Origin of the sequence: Cellulosimicrobium sp. I38E (assembly GCF_001647255.1) — a bacterium.
Classification (GTDB): domain Bacteria; phylum Actinomycetota; class Actinomycetes; order Actinomycetales; family Cellulomonadaceae; genus Cellulosimicrobium; species Cellulosimicrobium cellulans_E.
In genome coordinates this window covers 18,945-42,442 of record NZ_LUAZ01000020.1, presented here as the reverse complement: position 1 = coordinate 42,442, position 23,498 = coordinate 18,945, and the positions used below count along the sequence as shown (strand labels likewise).

The window sequence follows — 23,498 nt, the reverse complement described above, 5'->3', positions numbered from 1 at the left end:
ACCGACGTCGGCGCACGCCCACCCCGACCGTCCCGCGGTCGATGGTCCGGTGGCCTGACGAACGGCCGCCGTCGGTCCCTGGACTCGGCTCCGGGCGAGCGTGGGCGCCCCGCGCGACGATGGTCGGTGTGCGCCGCGCGGCGCGCACCGGACGGCGACGGCGCCGCCGGGCCACCGACGGAACACCGGAGGAGGGGACCATGGCCGAGGTCGTGCTGTTCCACCACGTGCAGGGACTGACCGAGGGCGTGCGGACGATCGCGGAGTCGCTGCGGGGCGCGGGGAACGTCGTGCACACGCCGGACCTGTTCGAGGGGCGCACGTTCGCGACCCTCGACGAGGGGATGGCGCACGTGCAGGAGCTGGGCTTCGGCACCGTCCTGGAGCGCGGGCGCGCCGTCGCCGACGGCTACGACGCGGGCGTCGTCTACGCGGGGATCTCGCTCGGCGTGCTCCCCGCGCAGATGCTCGCCCAGACGCGCGCCGGGGCGAAGGGCGCGGTGCTGCTCGAGGCGTGCGTGCCGGTCTCGGAGTTCGGCGAGGCGTGGCCCGACGCCGTCCCCGTCCAGGTGCACGGCATGGACGCCGACCCGTCGTTCGCGGGGGAGGGCGACCTCGACGCCGCGCGCGAGCTCGTGGACTCCACGCCCGACGCCGAGCTGTTCGTCTACCCCGGCGACCGGCACCTGTTCACCGACCCGGGCCTGCCGTCGTACGAGCCGGAGGCCGCCGCGCTCGTCACCGAGCGGGTGATCCGCTTCCTCGACGGCATCCGCTGAGCGGCCGACGTCGCGGCGGCCTCCGGGGTCAGGAGGTCTCGCCGGGCTGCTGCCCGGGCGCTCCGGCGGGTGCCGCGTCGAGCACGAGCTGCCACTCGGCGTCGACGCTCGCCGGCGCGAAGCCGAGCGCGACGTTGATCGCGAGCATGTGCGCGTTCTCCTGCGCGTTCCACGTGTGCACCCGGCGCGACGACGGCCGCGCCCGCGCGAGCTCGTCGAGCACGGCGACCTTGACGAGCATGCCGAGGCTGCGGCCGCGGTGCTCCCGGAGCACGAGCGTGTCGTACTGGAGCACGACCTCCGGCCGGTCGCGCGGGTACGCCACCATCGAGAACGCCGCGAGCGTGCCCGACGCCGCGTGCTCCGCCGCGGCGATGACGTAGCCCTGGCCGCGGTCGAGGATCTCCTGGGACGTCGTCCGGACGCGCTCGGCGTCCCACGGGTCCTCCTCGAGGTCGAGCCCGCCGCTCGGGGCGTCGGTGCTCATGCGCGTCTCGAGCACCGCGAACTGGTCGATCCACTCCTCGGGGACCGCGTCCGTCCACACGTGCACGCGGTAGCCGTCGGACCGCTCCGTCGCCGCCGCGCGCAGCGGGTCGAGCACCTCGGAGGCGACCGGGAGGTCGAGCACCGAGTGGCGCATCACCTGCTCGAGCGTGAACCCACGCCGCAGCGCGAACGTCGTCCCGTCGTCGTGCGCCGGGACGCGGCCGCTGCCCGTCGGGGCCTCCAGCGCGCCCGGCCCTGGCGGCGGCTCCGGCGCGAACGACGAGTCGGACTGGACGACGCGCCGCCCCTCCGCGCGCGCGACGGCCAGCGCCGCGTCCCACAGCGCGGAGCCGACGCCGCGGCGCCGGTGCGCGGGATCGACCCCCACGTAGACGACCGCCACGTGCGTGTTGCCCTGCTGCGGGAGCGCCACCATCGACCGCCCGACGACGTCCTCGGGCCGGGGCGTCGTGCCGTCCGGGGCGTCGTCGAGCACCGCGACCCAGCGCAGCACGCGGCGGTAGCCGGGGCTCGCCACCGTGCCCGCGACGGTCGCCGCGTCCAGGGCGAGGTCCGTGTGGCCGTGGATCGCACGGTCGATCGCGTCGCCCACCCGGACCGTGCCGTGGACGGCCCAGGCGTCCGGCGCGTCGAGGCTCCCCGGGACGGGCTCGATGCGCACGCGCACGTCGCGCGGGGTGGTGGTGGTCGGTCCTGCCTGCGGTGCGGTCACACGCCGTCCTTCGGGGTCGTCCTGCGCTGCCATGCGGCCCACACGCCCGCGGGCCGGAACCCGAGCGCGACGTTGATCGCGAGCATGTGGTCGTTCTCCTGCGCGTTCCAGGTGTGGACGCGCCGGGTCGCGGGGCGCTCGCGGGCGAGCGCGTCGAGGTTGGCCACCTTGACGAGCATCCCGAGCCGGCGCCCGCGGTGCTCGCGGAGCACGAGGGTGTCCTCCTGGAACGCGAAGTCGTCGTGCTCGCGCGGGTACAGGAAGACGGTGAACGCGGCGAGCGTGCCGGTCGGCACGTGCTCCGCGGCGCTCAGGAGGAAGCCGTTCCGCTTCTCGACCTGCTCGCCCACCCAGGTGCGCACGCGCCGCGCGTCCCACGGGTCCTCGCCGTAGTCGACGCCTCCCGTCGGCGGGTCGGTGCTCATGCGGGTGAAGAGCACGGCCACCTGGTCGAGCCAGACGTCGGGGACCTCGTCGGTCCAGGTGTGCACCCGGTAGTCGGAGCCGGCGTGCTCCCGGGCGTCGGCGCGGTGCGCGTCGAGGGTCTCGGGGGCCACCGGGAGGTCGAGCACGGAGTGGCGTTCGACCTGCTCCAGGGCGTACCCGCGCGCGCTGAGGAAGCGCGGGCCGGGGGCGTCGGCGGGGACGCGGCCGGCGCCGGTCGTGGCGGCGAGCGCGCCCGGGCCCGGCGGAGGCTCCTCGCCGTGCGAGGTGTTCGAGAGGAGCACGGTGCGCCCGGCGTCCGCGCCGAGACGCTCGGCGAGCGCGAGCAGGGGAGTCCCGATGCCGCGCCGGCGCTCGGACGGCCGGACGAGCACGAAGGCCTCGCTCAGCCGCTCGTTGCTCGTGGTGGGGTGGAGCACGAACAGGTGCGCGACGACGTCGGGCACCGTGGGCGGGACGCCCTCGGCGATCAGGGCGCGGGCGGCCGCGGAGCGCACCACGACGAAGCGGCGCTTGGCCGCGTACTCCTGGTGGTCCATGCCCGAGAGCACGTCCCGGGACCGGAGCGCGAGGTCGTCGTAGCCGTGGACCTCGAGCTCGTGCTCGCGCTCGAGGTCCGCGACGGCGTGGTACGCCCACGCGGCGGGGTCGTCGAGCGACGCGGGGTGCGGGGCCTCGACGAGCGTGTACCCCTCGGGGAGGGACACCTCGGGGGCGGTGCGGGCGACGCTGCTCATGCCGTCCAGCGTCACCGCGCCGGCCGCCGATGTCCACGTCTTTTGGGACGACGACGGCCCGGGCTCCCGCAGGAACCCGGGCCGGGTGCGCCGCCGGTCGCGGCGGTCGTCGGTGCCCTACTTGTGCGCCGAGCGACGGGCGATCGCGCCCCAGATGAGCAGCACGAGCAGCGAGCCGACGAAGGCCCAGAACCAGGTGGTGAGCGAGAAGAACTCGTCGTTGGCGTCCGCGCCGAACAGCGCGCCACCGATCCATCCGCCGAGGAGGGCACCCAGCACACCCACGATCAGCGTGACGATCCAGCCCCCTGCTGCCTTGCCCGGCAGGATGGCGCGTGCGATCGCGCCCATGATGAGGCCGATGAGGATCCATCCGATGAAGCTCATCCCTGTCTCCGTTCTCTGGGGGACGAAACAGTCATAGCGGGCAACTACCCCGTATGCCTGACTTCACGGTGGCACGGCGCGAGGCGGTTCGCACGCCGGGCGCCCTCCCCGTGGTCGTTAGGCTCGGAGGATGGCGACGACCGAGGCGACGAGCGCGCGTGTCGACAGCTGGCTGTGGGCCGTCCGGGTGTTCAAGAGCCGCTCGCAGGCGACCGCGGCGGTCAAGGCCGGGCACGTGCGGGTCAACGGAGAGCGTGCGAAGCCGGCGACGGGCGTCAAGGTCGGCGACCGCGTCGTCGTGCGCGGCGGCCCCGCCGAACGGATCCTCGTCGTCGAGAAGGTGCTGGTGAAGCGCGTCTCCGCGCCGCTCGCCGCGCAGGCCGTGATCGACCAGAGCCCACCCCCGCCGCCCCGGGAGCTCGCCGTGCGCGTCGCCGTCCGCGAGCGCGGCGCCGGCCGCCCGACGAAGCGGGAGCGCCGCGACCTCGACCGCCTCCGCGGCCGCGGCTGACCCCGGTACACCGAGTGCTGCGTCTGCGCTCGAACGATGCGTTCACGGACGCAGCGCTCGAACGCAGACGCAGCACTCGACTGTCGCCCTCAGTGCAGACCGGGGCGCGCGACCTGGGGCACCGTCCTCAGGGCGGGGACCATCCGCCGGACGCGGTCGGCGACCTGCTGCTCGCTGCGCACGAGCGGAACGATGGCAGCGCCGCCGTGGCGATGCGGACGCCCTGTGGACAGAGCGGTCCTGTGGTCGGCGCAGACGACCGGAGGTGGGCCGAACCGAGCCGGGAGCGAGAGATGCGTCAGCGGCCGACGGATGCGTCCCCGGACGCATCCGTCGGCCGCTGACGCAGCGTTCGGTGGGTCAGGTCAGCAGGCGCCGAGGTCCTTCCAGACGCCCCACTGGCCGCTCTGGGCGGGGTTCTCGCCCGTCGTCCACCACTTGGCCTGGTAGTTGCGGCCGTCGTGCGAGACGTTCGCGCCGCCGAGGTACACCCCTCCTGCGGTCCACGCCGGCGCCGTGCAGTTGCCGGGCTCCGGGTCGGTGGGCTCGGGGTCCGGGTCGCCCGGGTCGGTGCCGCCGGCGCCGATCTTCAGGTCCACGCAGTTGTAGAACGCGTTCACCGTGTTCGAGACGTTCCAGCGCGCGAGGATCGTGTGGTTGCCCTCGGGCAGGCCGGTCAGCGTGTGGGAGATGTTGCTCGGAGGCTGGGCGCCGCCCTGGTTGAACGTCTTGAACAGCACGCCGTCGACGAAGTACTCCCACGTGCTCGTGTTGTGCGCCGCGGTGAGGTTCCACTGGAACGTCACCGACGTGCCGGTCTGCGTGCGCGGCCACGGCTTGCTCGTGTCGTCGAGGATGCTGAACCCGCTGCCGCCGGAACACTTCATCGAGCCCTTGGGGGCCTCGACGGACTGCGGCTCGTACTTGATGCCTCCGCAGTCGAAGGACGTGGTGCCCTTCGCGCAGTGGTCCTGCCGGCTCGGCGGGGACGTGATCCAGCCGTGCGCGCTCGCGCTGGGGGCGATCGCCACGGGGGCGATGATCGCGACCGCGCCGACGACGGCCGCCAGGAGTACCGCTCTCAGTCTTCGCATGAGTTGTCTCGCTCTCCATCCGGTGGTGCATGGGTCCTGCGGCGCGCTTCGTCGCGGGCCGCTCTCGGATCGGGCACTTTCGACGCTACGAAACGTGAGGAGTGCGGACAATTGGGCAAAGCCCGTACGTGCTTCCGCGTACCCGGCGCGCCTTCCACCCCCGGCACGCACGACGGCGGGTGCCCTCGCCCGTACGGACGAGGACACCCGCCGTCGCGGGGTTCAGCGGGTCAGCAGGCGCCGATCAGCTTCCACGGACCCCATGCCTCGGAGCCGGGGACGTTGTTCTGCGTCCACCACTTCGCCTCGTAGATGTTGCCGGCGTGCGAGATCTTCGCGCCGCCCGTGTAGACGGAGGTCGACGACCACGCCGGGTCGGTGCAGGTGCCCGGCTGGCCACCACCGGGGTTCTCACCCTCGCCGCCGCCGGGGTTCTCCCCGCCGCCGGGGTTGGTGCCGTCGGCCGTGACGGTCAGGTCGACGCAGTTGTAGAACGCGTTCACCGTGTTCGACACGTTCCAGCGAGCGAGGATCGTGTGGTTGCCGAGCGGCAGGCCCTTCAGGGTGTGCGAGATGTCCTTGGGCGGCTGGACGCCGCCGCCGTCGAACGTCGCGAAGAGCTGGCCGTCCACGAAGTACTCCCACACGCTCGTCGCGTGGTTCGCGGTGAGGTTCCACTGGAACGTCACGTCGCGGCCGGTGGTCGTGCGCGGCCACGGCTTGCTCGCGTCGTCGAGGATCGCGTAGCCGCTGCCGCCGGAGCACTTCATCGAGCCCTTGGGGGCCTCGACGGACTGCGGCTCGTACTTGATGGACCCGCAGTCGAAGGACGTGGTGCCCTTCGCGCAGTGGTCCTGCCGGGAGGCCGGAGAGGTGATCCAGCCGTGCGCCGAGGCGCTGGGGGCGATCGCGATCGGGGCGATGATCGCGGTCGCGCCCACGACGGCGGCGAGGAGCGCCGCGCGAAGTCGCTTCATGGGGGACTCGCTTCCTGTGTCGAGGAGGGCCGACACCGTGCGGAGCCCGCACCGTCGGCCGTGACGGGGTGGACCGTAGGCAGCCGGACGACGTCCGCTCAACGACTACGCACGACCGCTGCCGGGTACGGGAAGTCCCGTACCCGGCGGGTCGATTCGCCGGGATCGTGCGCCTGCGCGGTCGAGCGTGCTCCCGCCGACGTGCCCGGTCGGGCGCCTGGGCGGGTGAAACCATGTGGGGACCACGTAGCCCCGGGGACGCTCCGACGCCGAGCCCGGGTCGAGAGATGCGTCTGCGGTCGACCGATGCGTTCGGGGACGCATCCGTCGACCGCGGACGCAGCGTTCGGTGGGTCAGGCGGCGGCCGCGTCCTCCTCGCGCAGGCGCGGCTCGGTGCGCAGGGCTGGGCGGAGGCCGGACTTGTCGGCGTAGAAGGCGCGCACGACGTCCATGTCGGCGCGCACGTCGCCCGAGAGCTCGATCGTCGGGCCGAGGCCGGTCGTCATGGTGGTGCGGTCGACGTACCCGAGGGTCACCGGCAGGTGCGCCTCGCGCGCGATCCGGTAGAAGCCCGACTTCCAGTACGACCCCGCGCCGCGCGTGCCCTCGGGCGTCACGACGAGCGAGAACACCTCGCCGGCCTGGAGGCGCGCGACGACGTCGGCCACGACCCGGCTCGGGTCGCGCCGGTCGACGGGGATGCCGCCGAGCGCGCGCATGAGCGGCCCGGCCGGGCCGGCGAACAGCGTGTGCTTGCCGAGCCAGCGCACGTGGATCCCCGTGCTCCAGGCGATGGCGAGCATGAGGACGAAGTCCCAGTTCGACGTGTGGGGGGCGCCGACGAGGAGCGTCGGGCGGCCGGTGTCGTACGGCTCGGAACGCAGGGACCACCGGCTGGTCGCCCAGTAGGCGCGGGCGAGGGCTCGGCGGATCACGACGCCACGGTACAGGGCCGTCCACGGGGAGACCGGTTGCCGTCGACAACCACAGGGAGCCCGGCTAGTCTCCGGGCGGGTAGGGAACTTCCCGCCCTACCTGCACGGCCCGGACATGTCGGCTCGACCCACCCACTGCTCGACGGAGACCAGATGGACACCACTCCCGCCGGTACACCCGCCCTCCTGCGCACCCTCAACGCGCGCGCCGTGCTCGACGTGCTCGGCACGGGCGCGCAGGTCGCCCGCCCCGACGTCGTCTCGGCGACCGGGCTGTCCAAGACGACCGTCGCGCAGACGCTGCGCGCGCTCGAGGCGACGGGCGTCGTCACGGAGGCCGGGCTCGACCGCGACCGGCGGGGGCCGGCCGCGACGCTGTACCGCGTGGACCCCGACTACGCGTTCGGCCTGGGGATCGACGTCGCGCGCGACCGGGTGCGGGTCGCGCTCGTCGACGTCACGGGCGCGATCCGCGCCCGCGCGGAGCGTCGGGACGTCAAGCCGACGACGACGGCCCGCGCGCGTGCGGCCGCGGAGCTCGCCCGTGCGTGCGTGAACGACGTCGCCGCCCGCCTTCCCGAGGGCACCGCGGTCGAGGTGACGCGCGCCGTCGCGGCGGTCCCGCTGATCGTCGGGGCGGACCAGCGGACCATCCGCCGCGTGCCCGGCTACGAGAAGGGCGGGACCGACCTGGTCGAGGCGCTCGAGGACTCGCTGGGCTGCCCGGTGTCGCTCGAGAACGACCTCAACCTCGCGGCGCTCGCCGAGCAGCGCGACGGGGTCGCCGCGGGCGTGCGCTCGTTCGCGGTGCTCGGACTCGGCGACGGGTTCGGCGCGGGGCTGGTGCTCGACGGGAAGCTCCACCGCGGGTTCGCGGGCGGTGCGGGCGAGGTCTCGTTCCTGCCGCACCCCGCCCGGGCGCTGGGTTCCGAGGCGCTGGGTGCGTCGTCGCTCGCCGTGCTCGCGAAGGAGCACGGCCTGCCCGACGACGTGACGGTCAAGGAGGTCGTCGACCGCGCCGAGCACGGTGACGGCGCCTCGAACGACGCGCTCGACGAGGTCGCCGAGCGCATCGGGGTCGTCGCGGCGTCGGTCGCGCTCGTCGTCGAGCCGGAGCTGTTCGTCCTCACGAACCAGGCGGCGCGCGCGCCGATCGCGGACCGGGTGAAGCGGTTCCTCGCGGAGAAGATCGCCGTGCTCCCCATCCAGGTCGTGCCGTCGGAGCTCACGTGCGACGCCGTCGTGGTGGGTGCCGCACGCTCGGCCAGCGACGCGCTGCGCGACGAGGTGTTCCGTTCTGCCGCCGCCCACCCCGCGTCGGGCGAGGGTGACGCCGCCGACGAGCGCGAGGAGGCGGCGTCGTGACCGCCGCCGCACCGGGTGGGGGAGCGCCGCCGTCGGACCTGGTCTCTCGGCTCGGCCTCGCCGCCGACGCGCGCGCCATCATCCTCAACGCCGACGACTACGGCATGTGCCGCGCCGCCAACCGCGCGGTCTCCGAGCTCCTCCGCGCCGGGCACATCGACTCCGCGACGGTCATGGTCCCGTGCGGGTGGGCCCCGGACGCGCTCGCCTTCGCGGCCGCGCACCCCGTCGACGTCGGTGTGCACCTCGTGCTGACGAGCGAGTGGACGCGGTACCGCTGGCGGCCGCTCACCGGGACGGGCACGTCCCTGGTCGACGACGCGGGCTACTTCCCGCGCGACGTCCTGTCCGTCGAGCGCCGGGCGCGTGTCGAGGACGTCGTCGCCGAGCTCACGGCGCAGCTCGACGCGGCGCTCGCGGCCGGCGTCGACGTCTCGCACCTCGACAACCACATGGGCTCCGTCTACGGGCTCGAGACAGGGCGGTCGTTCCTGCCGCAGGTCTTCGAGCTCGCCGCCCGGTACCGTCTGCCGTTCCGGCTGCCCCGGACGACCGACGGGATGGTGCTGCCCCCCGGCGACTTCCAGCCGCTGCTCGACGAGGCGACGGCCGCCGCGGACGCGCTCGGCGTCGTCGTGGTCGACCGGCTCTGGACCCACCCGTTCGAGCTCGACGGCGCCGGGACGGTCGAGGAGGAGGACTACGAGGACGTCCGGGCCGACTTCCTCGACCTGCTGCGCCGCGTCCCGTCCGGCGTGACCGAGATCTTCCTCCACCCGATGCTCGACGACGACGAGCTCGGCGACGTCGCCGACTACGGCGTCGCGAAGCGCGGCTTCGAGCGTCGGCTGCTCGCCGACCCGGCCGTGGCGGCCGTGATCGCCGAGGAAGGGATCGTCCGCGTCGGCTGGCGGGACCTGCGCGCGGTGCAGCGGGGCGAGCGGTGAGCGCCCCGCACGGGACGCCGGGCGCGACGACCACGGGCGGGGGGCTGCTCGCTCGTGTCCGGGACCGCCGGCTCGTCGGCACGCCCTCGCGCGCGCAGACGGTCGCCTACGGCGCGTCCGCGTTCCCGTCGAACCTGCTCATGCAGACGTTCTCCGCGTTCGTCGTCTACTTCTACGTCGACCACCTCGGCGTGCGCGCCGGCTGGGTCGCGGGGGCGATGATCGCGCACGGCATCCTCAACGCCCTGCTCAACCCGCTCGTCGGCGCGGTCTCCGACCGCCGTCGCACGCGCTGGGGCCGGCGCGTCCCGTGGATCGTGCTGGGCATCGTCCCGCTCGTCGTCGCGTTCGCGCTCGTGTGGACCCCTCCCGCCGTGGGGCCGACCGGTCTCGTCGTGTGGTTCCTCGTCGTCGTGGCCCTGTTCGACGTCGCGTACGTCGTCGTCGCGCTCAACATCTCGGCGCTCTTCCCCGAGATCTTCCGGACGACGGCGGAGCGAGCCCGCGGCAACACGCCGCGCCAGATCTTCGGGCTCGTCGGGATGATCCTCGGCACCGCCGGCGCGCCGCTCCTGTACGGCACGCTCGGGTGGACCTGGATGGCGTTGCTGCTCGCCGTCGTGAGCCTCGCGTTCTTCGTGTGGTCCCTCGCCGGCATGGTCGAGCGCCCCGTCGACGTCGCGACGGTGCGCGAGCGCGAGGCCGCCGTCGGGCTGGGGGACCAGCTCCGGTACACGTTCGCCAACCGCGCGTTCGTCACCTACGTGCTCGGGTCGCTCCTGCTCCAGAGCACGACCGCCATCGTGCTCGCCGCGATCCCGTTCTACGTGCGCTACACGCTCGGCGGCGCCGAGGCCGACGCGACGTTCCTCCTCGCACCGATCTTCGTCGCCGCGATCCCGTCGATCGTCGGATGGTCGTGGGTCGTGCGGAAGATCGGCCCGCGCTCGGCCATGCTGTGGGTCGTCGCGGTGTACGGCCTCGCGACGTGCCTCTACCTCGTCCCGTCCACCGTCCTGGGCGCCGCGCTCGCGGGGCTCGCCGTGGGCGTGGGCGTCGCGGGCCTCATGCAGGTGCTCGAGGTCGCGCTCGCGCAGGTCATCGACGACGACGAGCGCCGCACCGGCCTGCGCCGCGAGGGCATGTACTTCGGCGCCAACGGGTTCGTCGTGCGCGGGTCGGTCATCGTGCAGGCCGTGCTCGTCGCCGGTGTGCTCTCGGCGAGCGGGTACGTCGAGGGTGCGGGCGACGTCGTGCAGCCGGACAGCGTCGCGACGGGCGTGCGCCTCCTCCTCGGCGGCGTCCCCGTGGTCCTCGCCGCGCTCGCGTTCGTCTGCTTCTGGCTCTACCCCCTCCGCGGCCGCGACCCCGGCGACACCGACGCCGCCCTCACGGAGGCCGACGCCTCACCGACCGCGGCGGACCCCCTGCCGAGGTAGACCTCTGGTCCCGCGAGGTAGAGCTCTGGTATCGCGGAGAACCACGGTTCTACCTCGGCGGACCGGGGTTCTCCTCCGGTCGAACGGGGTTCTTCCGGGGCGACGTCGCGCCCGCGAGGGTGTGCTCGGCGACGGTGCAGGGGTCGGTGGTGGCGTCGACGTCGCGCAGGTCGCACGCGACGCGGCGCATGAGCGTGCGGAAGGCGCTGCGCTCGTCGGGTGACAGCATGCCCAGGAGCTGCTCCTCGGCGTCGTGCACGGCGGTGGCCCATCCGGCGAGGCGACGGCGGCCCTCGGGCGTCGCGACGACGCGGCGCGCGCGACGGTCGGCGGGGTTCTGCTGTCGCTCGACGAGCCCCGCGGCGACGAGGTCGTCGACGAGGTAGGTCATGACGGTCCGGTCGATGCCGTGGTGCTCGGCGAGCGCGAGCTGGGTGGGGTGGTCGCCCTGTGCCACCGTGACGAGGACCTGGTAGCCGCGCGTGCCGTGGGGGACGTCGTCGAGCGCCTGCTCGACCGTCGCGCGGTAGGCGCGCAGCAGCACGCCGAGGTGCCAGCCGAGGTCCTCGAGGCGGCCGGGGAGCTCGGCCGGGCCGGTGGGAGCGGCGGTCGTCGTGGTCGTGCTCATCCGTCCAGCCTACCGCCGGGAATGCGGTTGCACCACCTATCTGTTACGGATATGTTCTGCGTAGCAACGTATCTTCAGATCGCGAGGAGCCATGCCCGACTACGGCCACGACCTGCGCTTCGGGTCCTTCGTCACGCCCGCCGCCGCGGCGCCGCACCAGGCGGTCGCGCTCGCGCAGCTCTCCGAGGAGGTGGGGCTGGACCTCGTCACGTTCCAGGACCACCCCTACCAGGCGGCCTTCCTCGACACGTGGACCCTGATGTCCTGGGTCGCGGCGCGCACCGAGCGCATCCGGATCGCGGGCAACGTGCTCAACCTGCCGCTGCGCCCGCCGGCCGTGCTCGCGCGGGCCGTCGCGAGCCTCGACCGGCTCTCGGGCGGGCGCGTCGAGCTCGGTCTCGGCGCGGGCGGGTTCTGGGACCCCATCGTCGCGATGGGCGGCGAGCGCCTGACCCCGGGGGAGTCGGTCGACGCGCTCTCCGAGGGCATCGACGTCGTCCGCGGCCTGTGGGACACGTCCACGCGCGACCGCCTCGTCGCGGGCGGCGCACGCCACCACGTCGACGGCGCCAAGCGCGGGCCCGCACCCGCGCACGACGTCGAGATCTGGGTCGGCGCGCTCAAGCCTCGGATGCTGCGCCTCGTCGGGGCGAAGGCCGACGGCTGGCTCCCGTCGCTCGCGTACCTCCAGAGCTTCGAGGCGCTGGCGACGGGCAACGCGACGATCGACGCCGCCGCCCAGGACGCTGGTCGGGACCCGCGGGCGGTGCGGCGTCTGCTCAACGTCGGCGGCCGGTTCACCGCCGACGGTGGCGCAGGGTTCCTCCAGGGCTCGCCGCGCCAGTGGGCCGAGCAGGTTGCCGAGGTGACGCTCGAGCACGGCGTGTCGACGTGGATCGTCGCGGGCGACGACCCGACGACGCTCGCCGTCGTCGGTCAGGAGGTCGCCCCCGCGGCGCGCGAGCTCGTCGCGGCCGCGCGCGGCACCGCGCCGGGCGGCCCGGCGTCGGGCGGTCCGGCCTCGGGCACCACGACGGACGGCGAGGCCCGCGCATGACCGACTACGGCCACCCGCTCCGGTTCGGCACGTTCGTCACGCCGTCGGCGCAGGACCCGGAGGCGACGGTCGGGCTCGCGCGCCTCGCCGAGGACCTCGGCTACGACCTCGTGACGTTCCAGGACCACCCGTACCAGCCGCGCTTCCTCGACACGTGGACGCTGCTGTCGTACGTCGCGTCCGCGACGGAGCGCATCCACGTCGCGCCCGACGTCGTCAACGTCCCGATGCGCCGGCCCGCCGTGCTCGCGCGCGCCGCGGCGAGCCTCGACCTGCTGTCCGACGGACGCGTCGACCTCGCGCTGGGCGCGGGCGCGTTCTGGGACGCCATGGTCTCGATGGGCGTCGACCGCCTGACGCCGGGCGAGTCCGTCGACGCGCTCGCCGAGGCGATCGAGGTGATCCGGGCGATCTGGGGCGAGGACGGCGACGGTGCGCTCTTCGTCCCCGGCCGTCACCACCGGCTCGACGGCGCGACGCCCGGGCCGGGGACCACGCGGCGCATCCCGCTCTGGCTGGGCGCGCTCGGCCCTCGCATGCTGCGCCTCGTCGGCGAGAAGGCCGACGGATGGCTTCCGTCGCTGGGCCGCGTCGGCCTGGACGGGCTGCGCGCGGGCAACGCGCGCATCGACGAGGCCGCGACCGCCGTCGGGCGCGACCCGCGCGAGATCACCCGGCTGCTCAACGTGTCCGGCGCCTTCGGGACGGGCGACGGCGGTGGCGGGCTGGGCGGCGCGCCCGACCTCGCCGGACCGCCCGAGGCCTGGATCGAGCGGCTCCTGCCGCTCCTCCTGGAGGAGGGCGTCTCGACGCTGGTCCTCGCGACCGACGACGAGCGCACGACCCGCCGGTTCGCCGAGGAGGTCGTGCCCGCGCTGCGCGACGCCGTCGCCGCCGGACGCGCGGCGCGCGGCACCGACACGTCGTGCGTCGTGCCGCTCGCGGTCCGCGCCGCGCGCCGACCAGGCATCGCGTACGACGACGTCCCCGCCTCGCTCGCGGAGCGCGCGGTCGAGCCGGGCGACGCCGCGTACGCGGGCGTGCGCTCGAACTACCTGCGCGGAGGTTCGCCGGGGCTCGTGCTCCGCCCCCGCGACACGGCGGAGGTCGTCGAGGCGCTCGCGTTCGCGCGCGGCCAGCAGGTGACGCGCACGGTGCCGCTCTCCGTCCGCTCCGGAGGCCACGGGATCAGCGGACGCTCGACGAACGACGGCGGGATCGTCCTCGACCTCGGCGCGCTCGACGCCGTCGAGGTGCTCGACGACGCCGCGCGCCTCGTGCGCGTCGGGCCTGGCGCGCGCTGGGGCGAGGTCGCGGCGGCGCTCGCGCCGCGCGGGTGGGCGATCACGTCGGGCGACTACGGCGGCGTGGGCGTGGGCGGGCTCGCGACCGCGGGCGGCATCGGGTTCCTCGGCCGCGCCCACGGCCTGACGATCGACCACGTGCGCGCCGTCGAGGTCGTGCTCGCGGACGGCTCGGTCGTGCGCGCGAGCGCGGAGGAGAACCCGGACCTGTTCTGGGCCGTGCGGGGTGCGGGGTCGCAGGTCGGGATCGTGACGTCGTTCGAGCTCGTCGCGGACGAGGTGTCCGCGGTCGGGTTCGCGCAGATGGTGCACGACGCGTCCGACCTCGCCGGGTTCCTCGGACGCTGGGGCGCGACGGTCGAGGCCTCGCCGCGGGACACGACGAGCTTCCTGATCGTCGGTCGCCCGCGCCCCGGCCAGCCGGTCGTCGCGCAGTCCATGACCATGGTCGACTCCGACGACCCCGAAACCGTCCTCGCCCGGCTCCAGCCGTTCGCGGCGATCTCGCCGCTGCTCGCCCAGGCGACGGCGCAGATCGTGCCGTACGACGCCGTCGTCTCCGCGCCCGCGCCCGGGCCGCACGGCGGCCAGGGGGAGCCCGTGTCGCGGTCCGGACTGCTGGAGCACCTCACGCCCGAGGCGTCGGCCCGGCTCGCCGGCCTCGTCGCGAGCGGCGACACGTACTTCTTCCAGATCCGCTCGACGGGCGGCGCGGCGTCCGACGTCCCCGCGGACGCGACGGCGTACGGGCACCGCTCGGCGAACTTCTCCGTGGTGGCGATGGGAGCGAGCCGCTCGCGGCTCGACGCCCGGTGGGACGCGCTCGCCGACGTGTTCGAGGGCATGTACCTGAGCTTCGACACCGACCTGCGCCCCGAGCGCGTGGCCGACGCGTTCCCGCCCGCGACGTTGTCCCGGCTGCGGGAGGTCAAGCGCCGCGTCGACCCGACGAACGTCTTCCGCGACAACCTCCCGGTCCTCGGGCCGGACCCGCTCGACCGGGAGCCCCGCGAGGCGGCACCGGCTCCCGCGAGGTAGGAACCCTGCCGAGGTAGAGCCCAGGTAGCGCGAGGTAGAGCCCTGGTCATGACCACGTCTCTACCTCGCTATCGGGCCTCTACCTCGTGCGGCGGGGTGTCGACCGGTGTCTCGGTCTCGGTCTTGGCTGCGGTCTCGGTCTCGGTCTCGGTCTCGGTCTCGGTCTCGCTCGTGGGGCCCGGTGCCCGACGGCGCACGGAGAGGACCGCGTGGACCGCCAGGCCCGCGAGGATCGCCCAGAACGCGGCGGCGATGCCCGCCACGACGACGCCGCTCGCGGCGACGAGGAACGTCACGACGGCCGCCTCGCGCCCGCGCGGCTCGGCGACGGCCCCCGCGACGGCGGCGCCGAGCGTGCCGACGAGCGCGAGCCCCGCCGCCGCCTCGACGAGCCCCGCGGGCGCGGCGGCGACGAGCGCGGCGAGGCCCGCGGACCCCACGGCGAGCACGAGGTACGCCCACCCGGCGGTGTGGGCGGCGAGCCAGCGGCGTCGGGGGTCGGGGTGCGCCTCCGGCCCCGCGGCCAGCGCGGCGGAGATCGCCGCGAGGTTGATCGTGTGGCCGCCCGCGGTCGCTCCGGCGAGGGTCGCGAGCCCGGTGACGGTCATCGCCTCGCGCCACGGCACGCGATAGCCGAACGACGCCATGACGGCGACACCCGGCACGTTCTGCGACGCCATCGTCACGACGTAGAGCGGGACGGCGAGCCCGACGACGGCCTGCCACGAGAGCGTGGGCGCCGTGAGGTCGAGGCGCGGGACGGCGTCGGACCAGGCGAGCGTGCCGCCGTGCACGGCCTCGTACCCGACGATCGCGAGCGTCACCGCGAGCGCGGCGGGCGCCGCCCAGCGCGGCGCGACCCGCAGGAGCACGAGCCAGGTGAGGATCACCGGCGCGACGAGCAGCGGTGTCGCGACGACCGCGCGCACGGGCGCGAGACACAGCGTGAGGAGCACGCCGGCGAGCATCGCCTGCGCGATCGGGGCGGGGATGGCGGCGACGAGGTCGCCGAGGCGCGGCCAGAGCGCGGTGAGCAGCACGAGCCCGCCGACGACGCAGAACGCCCCGACCGCGGCGGGCCACCCGCCCGCGACGGCGCCCGTGCTCACGAGCAGCGCGGCGCCGGGCGTGGACCACGCGAGCGTGAGCGGGGTGCGGTGCCGGGTCGTGAGCCAGAGGATGCCGACGGCCTGCGTGACGCAGAGCGCCAGGAGCCCGGATGCGGCCTGGTCGGGCGTCGCGCCGACGGCGCGCAGCCCCGCGAGCACGACGGCGAACGAGCTCGTGAAGCCGACGAGGGCGGTCACGACCCCGGCGAGGACGGGGCGCAGGCGGTCCGAGGCGGGGTCCATGCTGCTCCTGGCGGGCGGCGAAGGGAGAGCGTTCTGTTCACAGAACGCTACCAGAGGCCCCGCGATACTCGCGCCGGTAGGCTGCGGCCCGTGAGCGACGGGGCAGGGCGCGCGGAAGATCGGCCGGACGGGAATGCCCGGGGAGTGCCCGGGCGCGCGCCGGAACGGCCCGGGGACGGGACGCTCGCGGCGGTCGCCGCGCAGCTCCGTGCGCTGCGTGCCGAGCGCGGACTCTCGTTGTCGGCGCTCGCCGCCGCGGCGGGCATCGGCAAGGGCTCGCTGTCCGAGATCGAGCACGGTGCGCGCAACCCGACGCTCGCGACCCTCTACGCGCTGGCCGGGGCGCTCGGCGTCCCGCTCGCGACGCTGCTCGCCGAGCGGGCGGGCACCGAGGTGTCGTCCGAGGGCGTCACCGCGCGGCTGCTCGACGCCCACCACCTGCCCGGCGGCACGGCCGTCGAGGTCTACCACCTGCACCTGGAGCCCCACGCGGATCGGACGTCCCCGCCCCACGGGCCGGGAGTCGTCGAGCACCTCCTCATCACGCGCGGCCGCCTGCGGGCCGGTCGTCACGGCGCGGAGGCGGTCGTCGAGGAGGGCGACGAGCTGCGCTGGGTCTCCGACGCGGACCACTCCTACCGGGCGCTCGACGGCGCCCCGGTCGACGCGGTGCTCGTCATCCGGACGCCGCCCCGGGCCGGGTAGGCGTCGCCGGGGGCCACCGGGCTAGTGCGCGCCCTGCCCGGGAACCCAGGCGTCGGACGTGAAACCGGACGGCGTGCCCGGCGACCACGGCGCGGGCGGCGGCTGCGGCGTCCGGACGAGGAACGCCTGGCGCGCCGTGAGCATGAGCTGGAGCAGCGCGCGGCGCTGCCCCTCGACGCGCCACGTCTCGACCGCGCCGCGCGCGACGCGGTCGTGGAGCAGCGCGAGCTCCGTCGCCGCCTGCTGGTAGTCGCGCATGGCGTGGGCGGCGCCGGCGCCGCCCGTGCGGCGAGCCCAGTCCCGCGCCTGGCGTCGGGACGCGAGCGTCGAGAGCATCGTGAGGTCCGCGGGCGTGACCAGGCCCGTCGGGACGTACGGGACGAGCTGTCGCTGGATCGTCGCGACCGTGCGCCGCCGGTCCCGGACGAGCAGCACGATCAGCGTGACCAGGACGCCGAGCCCCGCGAGATAGGCGACCCCGAGCGCGAGCGTCCCGAAGCCGGTCGAGGCGTTCCACAGCATGTGGAGCGCGATCGCCGCCGCGAGGCCGCCGATCGGCGCGAGGACGCGGCGCGGGCCCGGCGGGCTCGTGGCCGCGCTCGCGACGCCGAGCCCCGTGAGCGCGGTGCACAGCGGGTGCAGCAGGGGAGTGACGAGCGCGCGGAGCACGAACGTCGGGCCGAGCGTGCCGTCCTGCGCGGCCATGATGAAGTAGGTGACGTTCTCGACCGCCGCGAACCCGAGCGCGACCATCGCCGCGTAGATGACGCCGTCGGTCCAGCCGTCGATCTCGTGCCGACGGAACCACAGCATCCCGAACAGCACCGCGCCCTTGAGGATCTCCTCGACGAACGGGGCCCCGAACGACGCGACGACGTACCAGCCCACCTCCTCGCCGAACAGCGGCGCGGTGAGCAGCTCGAGCCCGAGCGTGTTGAGGATCCCCGCGACGAGGGTCGCGATGCCCGCGCCCCACAGGAACGCCACGACGAGCGCGCTCGGCGGCTCCGGCTCGAGACGGTCGAGCGCGAGCACGACCGGCACCCAGATGCCGAGCGGCACGAGCGCCAGCAGGAGGCCGACCGTGAACGTCCCGACCCCGGACAGCGCCGCGAGCACGAGACCGACGAGCAGGCACAGGCTCGCGACCGCGATCGTCACGATGACGCCGACGCGCGCCCGGCCCGGCGGGCGACCCTCCAGGACCGCGCGCGGGTCGAGCGGCACCGCGGCGCCCGCCGGGCCCTGCGGGTGCGGGGGCACCGGCGTCTGCTGCGGGTGCGGCGGAGGGACGGCGGGGCCGTGCGGCGGGTAGGTCACGGGCGGTAAGGCTACGCACCCGACCGCCGCGGGGAAAAGGCGTCCACCGCCCGCGCCGCCGATCCGGGGTCACGGGGACGGCGCGCCGAACCCGGGGATGCTCGGCACAAGATGCGCCGACAACCCCGGGTTCGACGTGCGGGACGAAGCGTTCGGCGCGTTGGGGGCGAGGCGAGAGGGGTGGGCGTCTGCGCGTCGTCAGGCGGCGACGTCGTACCCCGACCGGACGCCGCCCCGACGGCGCACGGTGGCGTCGTCGGGCACGATCTCGTCCGGCGGGACGACGGCGCCCGGCTCGACGAGCACGCGCCGCCCGACGCGCGCGCCGCTGCCCACGCGGGCACGGTCGCCGACTCGGGTCTCGGGGGCGAGGCGCACGTTGTCGCCGATGCGGACGTCACGGCCGAGGACGACGTCCCGGTCGATCCAGCTCCCGTCGCCGAGCTGACAGCCGTGCCCGACGACGGCCCCCTTCTCGACGTACGTGCCCGACCCGACGGGGACGGACTCGGGGACACGGGCGTGCGGCGACACGAGGCCGCCGCCGGTGTGGCGCTCGTAGTGCAGGATCTCGCCGTAGTCGTTCTCGACCTGGACGCGGCGTGCGAGGCGGGCCATGCGACCTCCTCAAGGTCTGTCGGCAGTGGTACTGCTGACATAACGTCGGGGAGGTGCCCAGGATTCCAGCCTCGCCGGCGCCCCGCCCGGCGTCGACCCACCCCGGTCAGAGGGGGCGGGTGGTGCCGCGGACGACGAGGGTCGTGGGGAGGCGGACGTGGGGTTCGCGGGTGTTGCCCTCGACGAGGTCGACGATGAGGCGCAGGGCCTCGGCGCCCATGCGGTGGATCGGCTGGTCGACGGTCGTCAGCGGCGGGTTGGTGAGCGCGGACTCGGGGACGTTGTCGAACCCGACGACGGAGACGTCGTCGGGCACGCGCAGGCCGAGCTCCGCGGCGACCTCCATGGTGCGGATGGCCGACAGGTCGTTCGCGGCGAAGATCGCGGTGGGGCGCTCGGGGAGCGAGAGCAGCTCGTGCGCGGGGGAGTCGGCGAGGTCGGGGCGGTAGCCGCCGACGCGGACGAGGTCGGGGTCGAACGGGACGCCGGCGTCGGCGAGCGCCTCGCGGTAGCCCTGCTCGCGCAGGCGCGCGGACTCGAGGTCGGGCCGCCCGGCGAGGAACCCGATGCGGCGGTGGCCGAGGGAGAGCAGGTGCTCGGTCGCGGCGCGCGCGCCGGCGAGGTTGTCGGAGTCCACGGTGGGCGGGCCGGAGGGGCCGCGGTGCGGGTCGACGGCGACGACGGGGATCGAGTTGCCCGGCGCGACGACGGTCGGCGTGACGAGGATGGCGCCGTCGATGAGGGTGCCGCCGAGCCGGGAGAGGTAGCGCTGCTCCCAGCCGACGCGGTCGTCGCGGCGCAGCCCTCCGGAGTAGGCGAGCAGCTCGTAGCCCGTCCCGTCGACGGCCTCGGAGATGCCCTTGAGCAGCTCGGTCGAGAACGGCTCGAACTCGGCGACGAGGATGCCGATGACGTTCGTGCGGCTGCTGCGCAGGCTGCGCGCGACGATCGACGACTCGTACCCGAGCTGGTCGATGACCTCCTGGACGTGCCGGGAGGTCTCGAGGGCGACGCCGTAGCGGCCGTTGATCACCTTGGAGACCGTCGCGACCGAGACGCCGGCGGTGCGCGCGACGTCGCCGATCGTGACTCTTCCCGTGGAGCGCATGGGGAGACAGTAGCCCGTGCCGCGGTGCCTCGGCGGCGCACCGCCGAGCGCTCGTCCTGGTCCGCGGCCACGTCGCGAGACCGTGTCCGCACGGTGGCGCCCGCGCCGCCAGGCAGCTTGCGACGCATCGTATGTAAAACGGTATCGATAACGATTGACACGCAGCCCCTCCGTTTGCGAGAGTCGCCGTGGCGGCCCCGACGCGGCGGCAGCCCGGCGCGCTCGAGGCAGCGTGCGCCCTGTGCGACTCGACGAAGAGGACGGAACGATGAAGTCTCGGAAGCTCCTGGCGGCGACCGCCGTCGCGATGGCGGGCACGCTCGTGCTCTCGGCCTGCGGAGGCGGAGGCGACTCCGGCTCGGACGACGGCTCGGTCTCGATGACCTTCTGGCACAACTCCACGACCGGCCCCGGCATGGACTACTGGAAGGAGACGGCCGCGGCGTTCGAGGACGAGAACCCCGGCGTGAAGATCACGATCCAGTCCATCCAGAACGAGGACATGGACGGCAAGCTCCAGACCGCCCTGAACTCGGGTGACGCGCCCGACATCTTCATGGCGCGCGGCGGCGGCAAGCTCGCGGACGTCGTCGAGGCGGGCCAGGTCAAGGACCTGACCGACCTCATCGACCCGGCGGTCGAGGAGGCGGTCGGCGGGTCGCTGAGCGCGCTCTCGGTCGACGGGAAGGTCTACGGCATGCCGGTGTCGATCCTGCCCGGCGGCATGTTCTACAGCACCGACCTGTTCGACCAGGCCGGCATCACCGAGACCCCGGGGACGATCTCGGACCTCGAGGCGGCGACCGAGAAGCTCAAGGCCGCGGGCATCGCGCCCATCGCGCTCGGTGCCAAGGACGCGTGGCCCGCCGCGCACTGGTACTACTTCTTCGCGCTCCGGTACTGCTCCCAGGACGCGATGAACGAGGCCGCCCAGACGCGCACCTTCGACGACCCGTGCTGGCTCGACGCCGGCAACGCGCTCGAGGAGTTCGCGGCGACCGAGCCGTTCAACGAGGGCTTCCTCACCACGTCCGCGCAGCAGGGCGCCGGCTCGTCGGCCGGACTGCTCGCGAACCACCAGGCGTCGATGGAGCTCATGGGTGCGTGGGACCCGGGCGTCATCGCGTCCCTCACGCCGGACGAGCAGCCCCTGCCCGACCTCCAGTGGTTCCCGTTCCCCGAGGTCGAGGGCGGTGACGGCGAGCCCGGCGCGATGATGGGCGGCGTCGACGGCTACTCGTGCTACGTGGACGCCCCGGACGCGTGCGCCGACTTCCTCAACTTCGCCATGTCGAAGGAGTCGCAGGAGGCCTACGCCACCGCGTTCCAGACGCTGCCCGCGAGCAAGGAGGCGCAGGGCGCGGTCGTCGACCCGGCCCTCGTCTCGATCCTCGAGGCGTACAACGAGGCGCCGTACGTCTCCGTCTGGCTCGACACGCTCTACGGCCAGAACATCGGCAACGCCCTGAACACGGCCGTCGTCAACCTGCTCGCCGGCCAGGGCACGCCCGAGGACATCGTCACCGCGGTCAACGACGCGGCCGCCAAGGAGTAACCACTTCCATGAACGTGTCCCAGGGCGAGATCTCGCCGAGCACGACGACGCCCGAGGACAGGGCCGGGGGCGGCGTCACGCCGCCCCCGGTCGCCCCGGTCGCCGCGCGGCGCCCCCCGCGCGGCGGCCGTTGGGCGCAGCGAGCCGAGATCGCGGTGCTCGCCGGGCCCGCGCTCGTCGTCTTCCTGACCTTCGTCATCGTCCCCGTGGTGATGGCGGCGTACTACGGGTTCTTCAAGTGGAAGGGCTTCGGGCCGCCGACGGAGTTCGTCGGGTTCGACAACTACCTCATCATCTTCCGCGACCCCGAGTTCCTCGCGGCGCTGGGGCACAACGCGTTCATCGTCATCATGTCGCTCGTGCTCCAGGGCCCGGTCGCCGTGGTCGTGGCGCTCATGCTCAACCGGCGCATCCGCGGCCGCTCGGTGATCCGCGTGCTCGTGTTCGTGCCGTACGTGGTGTCCGAGGTGATCGTCGGGACGGGCTTCAGCCTCATGCTCGCGACGACGGGCGCCGTGAACGACCTGCTGGAACGCATCGGCCTCGGGTTCCTCACGGTCGACTGGCTCGCCGACCCGGACGTCGCGATCTGGACCCTGCTGCTCATCATCACGTGGAAGTACATCGGCTTCGCCGTGATCCTCTTCCTCGCGGGCCTCCAGGGCATCCCCGACGAGCTGGGCGAGGCGGCCGCGATCGACGGCGCGTCGTACTGGAAGACGCAGCGCTACGTGACGCTCCCGCTGCTCGGCCCGACCGTCCGCATCTGGGCGTTCCTGTCGATCATCGGCTCGCTCCAGCTCTTCGACCTCGTCTACATCATCTGGGGCCAGTACGTGGCCTCGACGGCGGGGACGTCGACCATGGCGACCTACATGGTGGCGAACGGCCGCAACGCGGGGAACTACGGGTACGGCAGCGCGGTCGCCGTGGTGCTGTTCCTCATCTCGCTCGCGGTGGCGCTCGTCTACCAGCGGTACGTCCTGCGCCGTGACACCGAGGGCGCGATCACGGAAGGGAAGAAGTGATGGCCACCGTCACCGCCGCACCCGCGCCCGAGCGTGCCGCCGGCGTCCAGACCCCGAAGGAGCCGCGCGGCTCCGGCATCGGCCGGGGCGGTCCGCTGACGTACGTCGTCGCGTGGCTGCTCGTGGGCGTGTGCCTCGCCCCGATCGCGTACATCGTGATCGGCGGGTTCCGCACGAACGCGCAGATCACGGCCGACCCGTCGGGCCTGCCCGACCCGTGGCAGGTCGAGAACTACGTCAGCGTCCTGACGAGCTCGCTGTTCTGGCAGCAGCTCGGGAACTCGCTCGTGGCCGGGCTCCTCACGACCCTCGGGGTCGTCGTCCTCGGCCTCATGGCGAGCTACGTCATCGCGCGCTACTCGTTCGCCGGGCGCGGGGCGCTGTACGCGCTGTTCGCCGCGGGCCTCATGTTCCCCATGACCGTCGCGATCACCCCGCTGTACATCATGATCCGCTCGCTCGGGCTGATGAACTCGGTGGGCGGCCTGGTGCTGCCGCAGATCGCGTTCGCCCTCCCGACGACCGTCATCATCCTCGTCCCGTTCCTGCGCGCCATCCCGCGCGAGATCGAGGAGGCGGCGTCGATCGACGGGGCGAGCCGGCTCGGGTTCTTCTTCCGCATGGTCGTGCCGCTGTCCCTGCCGGGCGTCATCACCGTGGGGATCCTCGCGTTCGTCGCGAGCTGGAACAGCTACATGCTCCCGCTCTTCATCCTCAACGACGAGACGTCGTACACGCTCCCGCTGGGCGTGCAGGCGTTCGCGTCGCAGTACTCCGTGGACACCGCCCGCGTGCTCGCCTTCACCTCCCTGTCGATGATCCCCGCGCTCGTCTTCTTCTCGCTGTTCGAGCGGCGCATCGTCGGCGGTCTCTCCGGAGCCGTGAAGGGCTGACCGCCCGCCCGTCCGCGCACCCCGTCCCTGCCCCGCGCCGCGCGCGGGGCAGGG

General features: G+C 74.1%; 22 protein-coding genes. 11 read left to right on the top strand and 11 right to left on the bottom strand.

Translation table 11 applies throughout. The features are described from left to right. Positions 1-41 precede the first annotated feature (41 nt). On the top strand, positions 42-779 hold the full coding sequence (locus A0J59_RS07325) for a dienelactone hydrolase family protein (protein ID WP_331386747.1): 738 nt from the start codon (positions 42-44) through the stop codon (positions 777-779). Between the two features lie 28 nt (positions 780-807). On the opposite strand, the gene A0J59_RS07320 is transcribed toward A0J59_RS07325, so the two are convergent. The 3 genes from A0J59_RS07320 to A0J59_RS07310 form a co-directional block, all read right to left on the bottom strand. Further along, the gene (locus A0J59_RS07320) at positions 808-2,001 is read right to left on the bottom strand and encodes a GNAT family N-acetyltransferase (protein ID WP_052877699.1); all 1,194 of its coding nucleotides are present in this window, start codon (positions 1,999-2,001) and stop codon (positions 808-810) included. After that, entirely contained in the window at positions 1,998-3,182 is a 1,185-nt protein-coding gene (locus A0J59_RS07315) for a hypothetical protein (protein ID WP_047233678.1), read from the bottom strand. The genes A0J59_RS07320 and A0J59_RS07315 overlap by 4 nt, the downstream gene beginning before the upstream one ends. Positions 3,183-3,299: 117 nt before the next feature. After that, positions 3,300-3,569, bottom strand: a complete 270-nt coding sequence (locus A0J59_RS07310) for a GlsB/YeaQ/YmgE family stress response membrane protein (RefSeq protein WP_053370624.1) — start codon at positions 3,567-3,569, stop codon at positions 3,300-3,302. A 130-nt stretch (positions 3,570-3,699) separates the two neighbouring features. Here A0J59_RS07310 and A0J59_RS07305 point away from each other — a divergent pair, with 130 nt between their 5' ends. Next, positions 3,700-4,080: an RNA-binding S4 domain-containing protein gene (locus A0J59_RS07305; RefSeq protein ID WP_047233644.1), complete on the top strand. Its 381-nt coding sequence runs from the start codon at positions 3,700-3,702 to the stop codon at positions 4,078-4,080. A 365-nt stretch (positions 4,081-4,445) separates the two neighbouring features. Here the strand turns inward: A0J59_RS07305 and A0J59_RS07300 are convergent, their stop codons facing one another. The 3 genes from A0J59_RS07300 to A0J59_RS07290 all read right to left on the bottom strand — a co-directional run bounded on the left by A0J59_RS07300 (position 4,446) and on the right by A0J59_RS07290 (position 7,087). Next, the gene (locus A0J59_RS07300) at positions 4,446-5,174 is read right to left on the bottom strand and encodes a lytic polysaccharide monooxygenase (RefSeq protein WP_047233643.1); all 729 of its coding nucleotides are present in this window, start codon (positions 5,172-5,174) and stop codon (positions 4,446-4,448) included. Positions 5,175-5,404: 230 nt separating this feature from the next. Beyond that, positions 5,405-6,151 (bottom strand): lytic polysaccharide monooxygenase, encoded by a 747-nt coding sequence (locus tag A0J59_RS07295; protein WP_053370625.1) that lies wholly within the window; start codon positions 6,149-6,151, stop codon positions 5,405-5,407. 354 nt (positions 6,152-6,505) lie between these two features. After that, positions 6,506-7,087: a 1-acyl-sn-glycerol-3-phosphate acyltransferase gene (locus tag A0J59_RS07290; protein WP_047233641.1), complete on the bottom strand. Its 582-nt coding sequence runs from the start codon at positions 7,085-7,087 to the stop codon at positions 6,506-6,508. 153 nt (positions 7,088-7,240) lie between these two features. Here A0J59_RS07290 and A0J59_RS07285 point away from each other — a divergent pair, with 153 nt between their 5' ends. Genes A0J59_RS07285 through A0J59_RS07275 form a run of 3 tightly spaced genes read left to right on the top strand, consistent with a single transcriptional unit; the run spans position 7,241 to position 10,838 of the window. Continuing rightward, positions 7,241-8,452 carry an ROK family transcriptional regulator gene (locus A0J59_RS07285; RefSeq protein WP_064315698.1) on the top strand — a complete coding sequence of 404 codons (1,212 nt, stop codon included), beginning with the start codon at positions 7,241-7,243 and terminating at the stop codon, positions 8,450-8,452. Further along, a complete protein-coding gene (locus A0J59_RS07280; protein WP_255365062.1) occupies positions 8,449-9,399 on the top strand; it encodes a polysaccharide deacetylase family protein in 951 nt (316 codons plus the stop codon). Before A0J59_RS07285 ends, A0J59_RS07280 begins: the two co-directional genes overlap by 4 nt. Next, entirely contained in the window at positions 9,396-10,838 is a 1,443-nt protein-coding gene (locus tag A0J59_RS07275; protein ID WP_255365060.1) for an MFS transporter, read from the top strand. The genes A0J59_RS07280 and A0J59_RS07275 overlap by 4 nt, the downstream gene beginning before the upstream one ends. A 49-nt stretch (positions 10,839-10,887) precedes the next feature. On the opposite strand, the gene A0J59_RS07270 is transcribed toward A0J59_RS07275, so the two are convergent. Then, complete coding sequence (locus A0J59_RS07270) at positions 10,888-11,466, bottom strand: MarR family winged helix-turn-helix transcriptional regulator (protein ID WP_082918820.1); 579 nt, start codon at positions 11,464-11,466, stop codon at positions 10,888-10,890. Between the two features lie 91 nt (positions 11,467-11,557). On the opposite strand from A0J59_RS07270, the gene A0J59_RS07265 reads away from it, so the two are divergent. Both A0J59_RS07265 and A0J59_RS07260 read left to right on the top strand, forming a co-directional pair. Then, positions 11,558-12,523, top strand: coding sequence for an LLM class flavin-dependent oxidoreductase (locus A0J59_RS07265; protein WP_064315697.1), 966 nt, complete (start codon positions 11,558-11,560; stop codon positions 12,521-12,523). Next, positions 12,520-14,865, top strand: coding sequence for an LLM class flavin-dependent oxidoreductase (locus A0J59_RS07260; RefSeq protein ID WP_064315696.1), 2,346 nt, complete (start codon positions 12,520-12,522; stop codon positions 14,863-14,865). The genes A0J59_RS07265 and A0J59_RS07260 overlap by 4 nt, the downstream gene beginning before the upstream one ends. 68 nt (positions 14,866-14,933) lie before the next feature. Here the strand turns inward: A0J59_RS07260 and A0J59_RS07255 are convergent, their stop codons facing one another. After that, a complete protein-coding gene (locus tag A0J59_RS07255; RefSeq protein ID WP_047233638.1) occupies positions 14,934-16,217 on the bottom strand; it encodes a benzoate/H(+) symporter BenE family transporter in 1,284 nt (427 codons plus the stop codon). 90 nt (positions 16,218-16,307) lie between these two features. Between A0J59_RS07255 and A0J59_RS07250 the strand changes: the two genes are divergently transcribed. Beyond that, on the top strand, positions 16,308-16,922 hold the full coding sequence (locus tag A0J59_RS07250; protein WP_231581866.1) for a helix-turn-helix domain-containing protein: 615 nt from the start codon (positions 16,308-16,310) through the stop codon (positions 16,920-16,922). 21 nt (positions 16,923-16,943) lie between these two features. Here the strand turns inward: A0J59_RS07250 and A0J59_RS07245 are convergent, their stop codons facing one another. The 3 genes from A0J59_RS07245 to A0J59_RS07235 all read right to left on the bottom strand — a co-directional run bounded on the left by A0J59_RS07245 (position 16,944) and on the right by A0J59_RS07235 (position 19,968). Further along, entirely contained in the window at positions 16,944-18,242 is a 1,299-nt protein-coding gene (locus tag A0J59_RS07245) for a PrsW family intramembrane metalloprotease (protein WP_255365058.1), read from the bottom strand. 198 nt (positions 18,243-18,440) lie between these two features. Beyond that, on the bottom strand, positions 18,441-18,860 hold the full coding sequence (locus A0J59_RS07240) for a hypothetical protein (protein ID WP_047234427.1): 420 nt from the start codon (positions 18,858-18,860) through the stop codon (positions 18,441-18,443). 106 nt (positions 18,861-18,966) lie between these two features. Continuing rightward, positions 18,967-19,968: a LacI family DNA-binding transcriptional regulator gene (locus A0J59_RS07235; protein ID WP_047234428.1), complete on the bottom strand. Its 1,002-nt coding sequence runs from the start codon at positions 19,966-19,968 to the stop codon at positions 18,967-18,969. 268 nt (positions 19,969-20,236) lie between these two features. Between A0J59_RS07235 and A0J59_RS07230 the strand changes: the two genes are divergently transcribed. The 3 genes from A0J59_RS07230 to A0J59_RS07220 are packed head-to-tail and all read left to right on the top strand — an operon-like array spanning position 20,237 to position 23,444. Beyond that, the gene (locus A0J59_RS07230) at positions 20,237-21,523 is read left to right on the top strand and encodes an ABC transporter substrate-binding protein (protein ID WP_053370632.1); all 1,287 of its coding nucleotides are present in this window, start codon (positions 20,237-20,239) and stop codon (positions 21,521-21,523) included. An 8-nt stretch (positions 21,524-21,531) separates the two neighbouring features. Further along, positions 21,532-22,551 (top strand): carbohydrate ABC transporter permease, encoded by a 1,020-nt coding sequence (locus A0J59_RS07225; RefSeq protein WP_047234430.1) that lies wholly within the window; start codon positions 21,532-21,534, stop codon positions 22,549-22,551. Next, the gene (locus A0J59_RS07220; RefSeq protein WP_047234431.1) at positions 22,551-23,444 is read left to right on the top strand and encodes a carbohydrate ABC transporter permease; all 894 of its coding nucleotides are present in this window, start codon (positions 22,551-22,553) and stop codon (positions 23,442-23,444) included. The genes A0J59_RS07225 and A0J59_RS07220 overlap by 1 nt, the downstream gene beginning before the upstream one ends. Positions 23,445-23,498 lie beyond the last annotated feature (54 nt).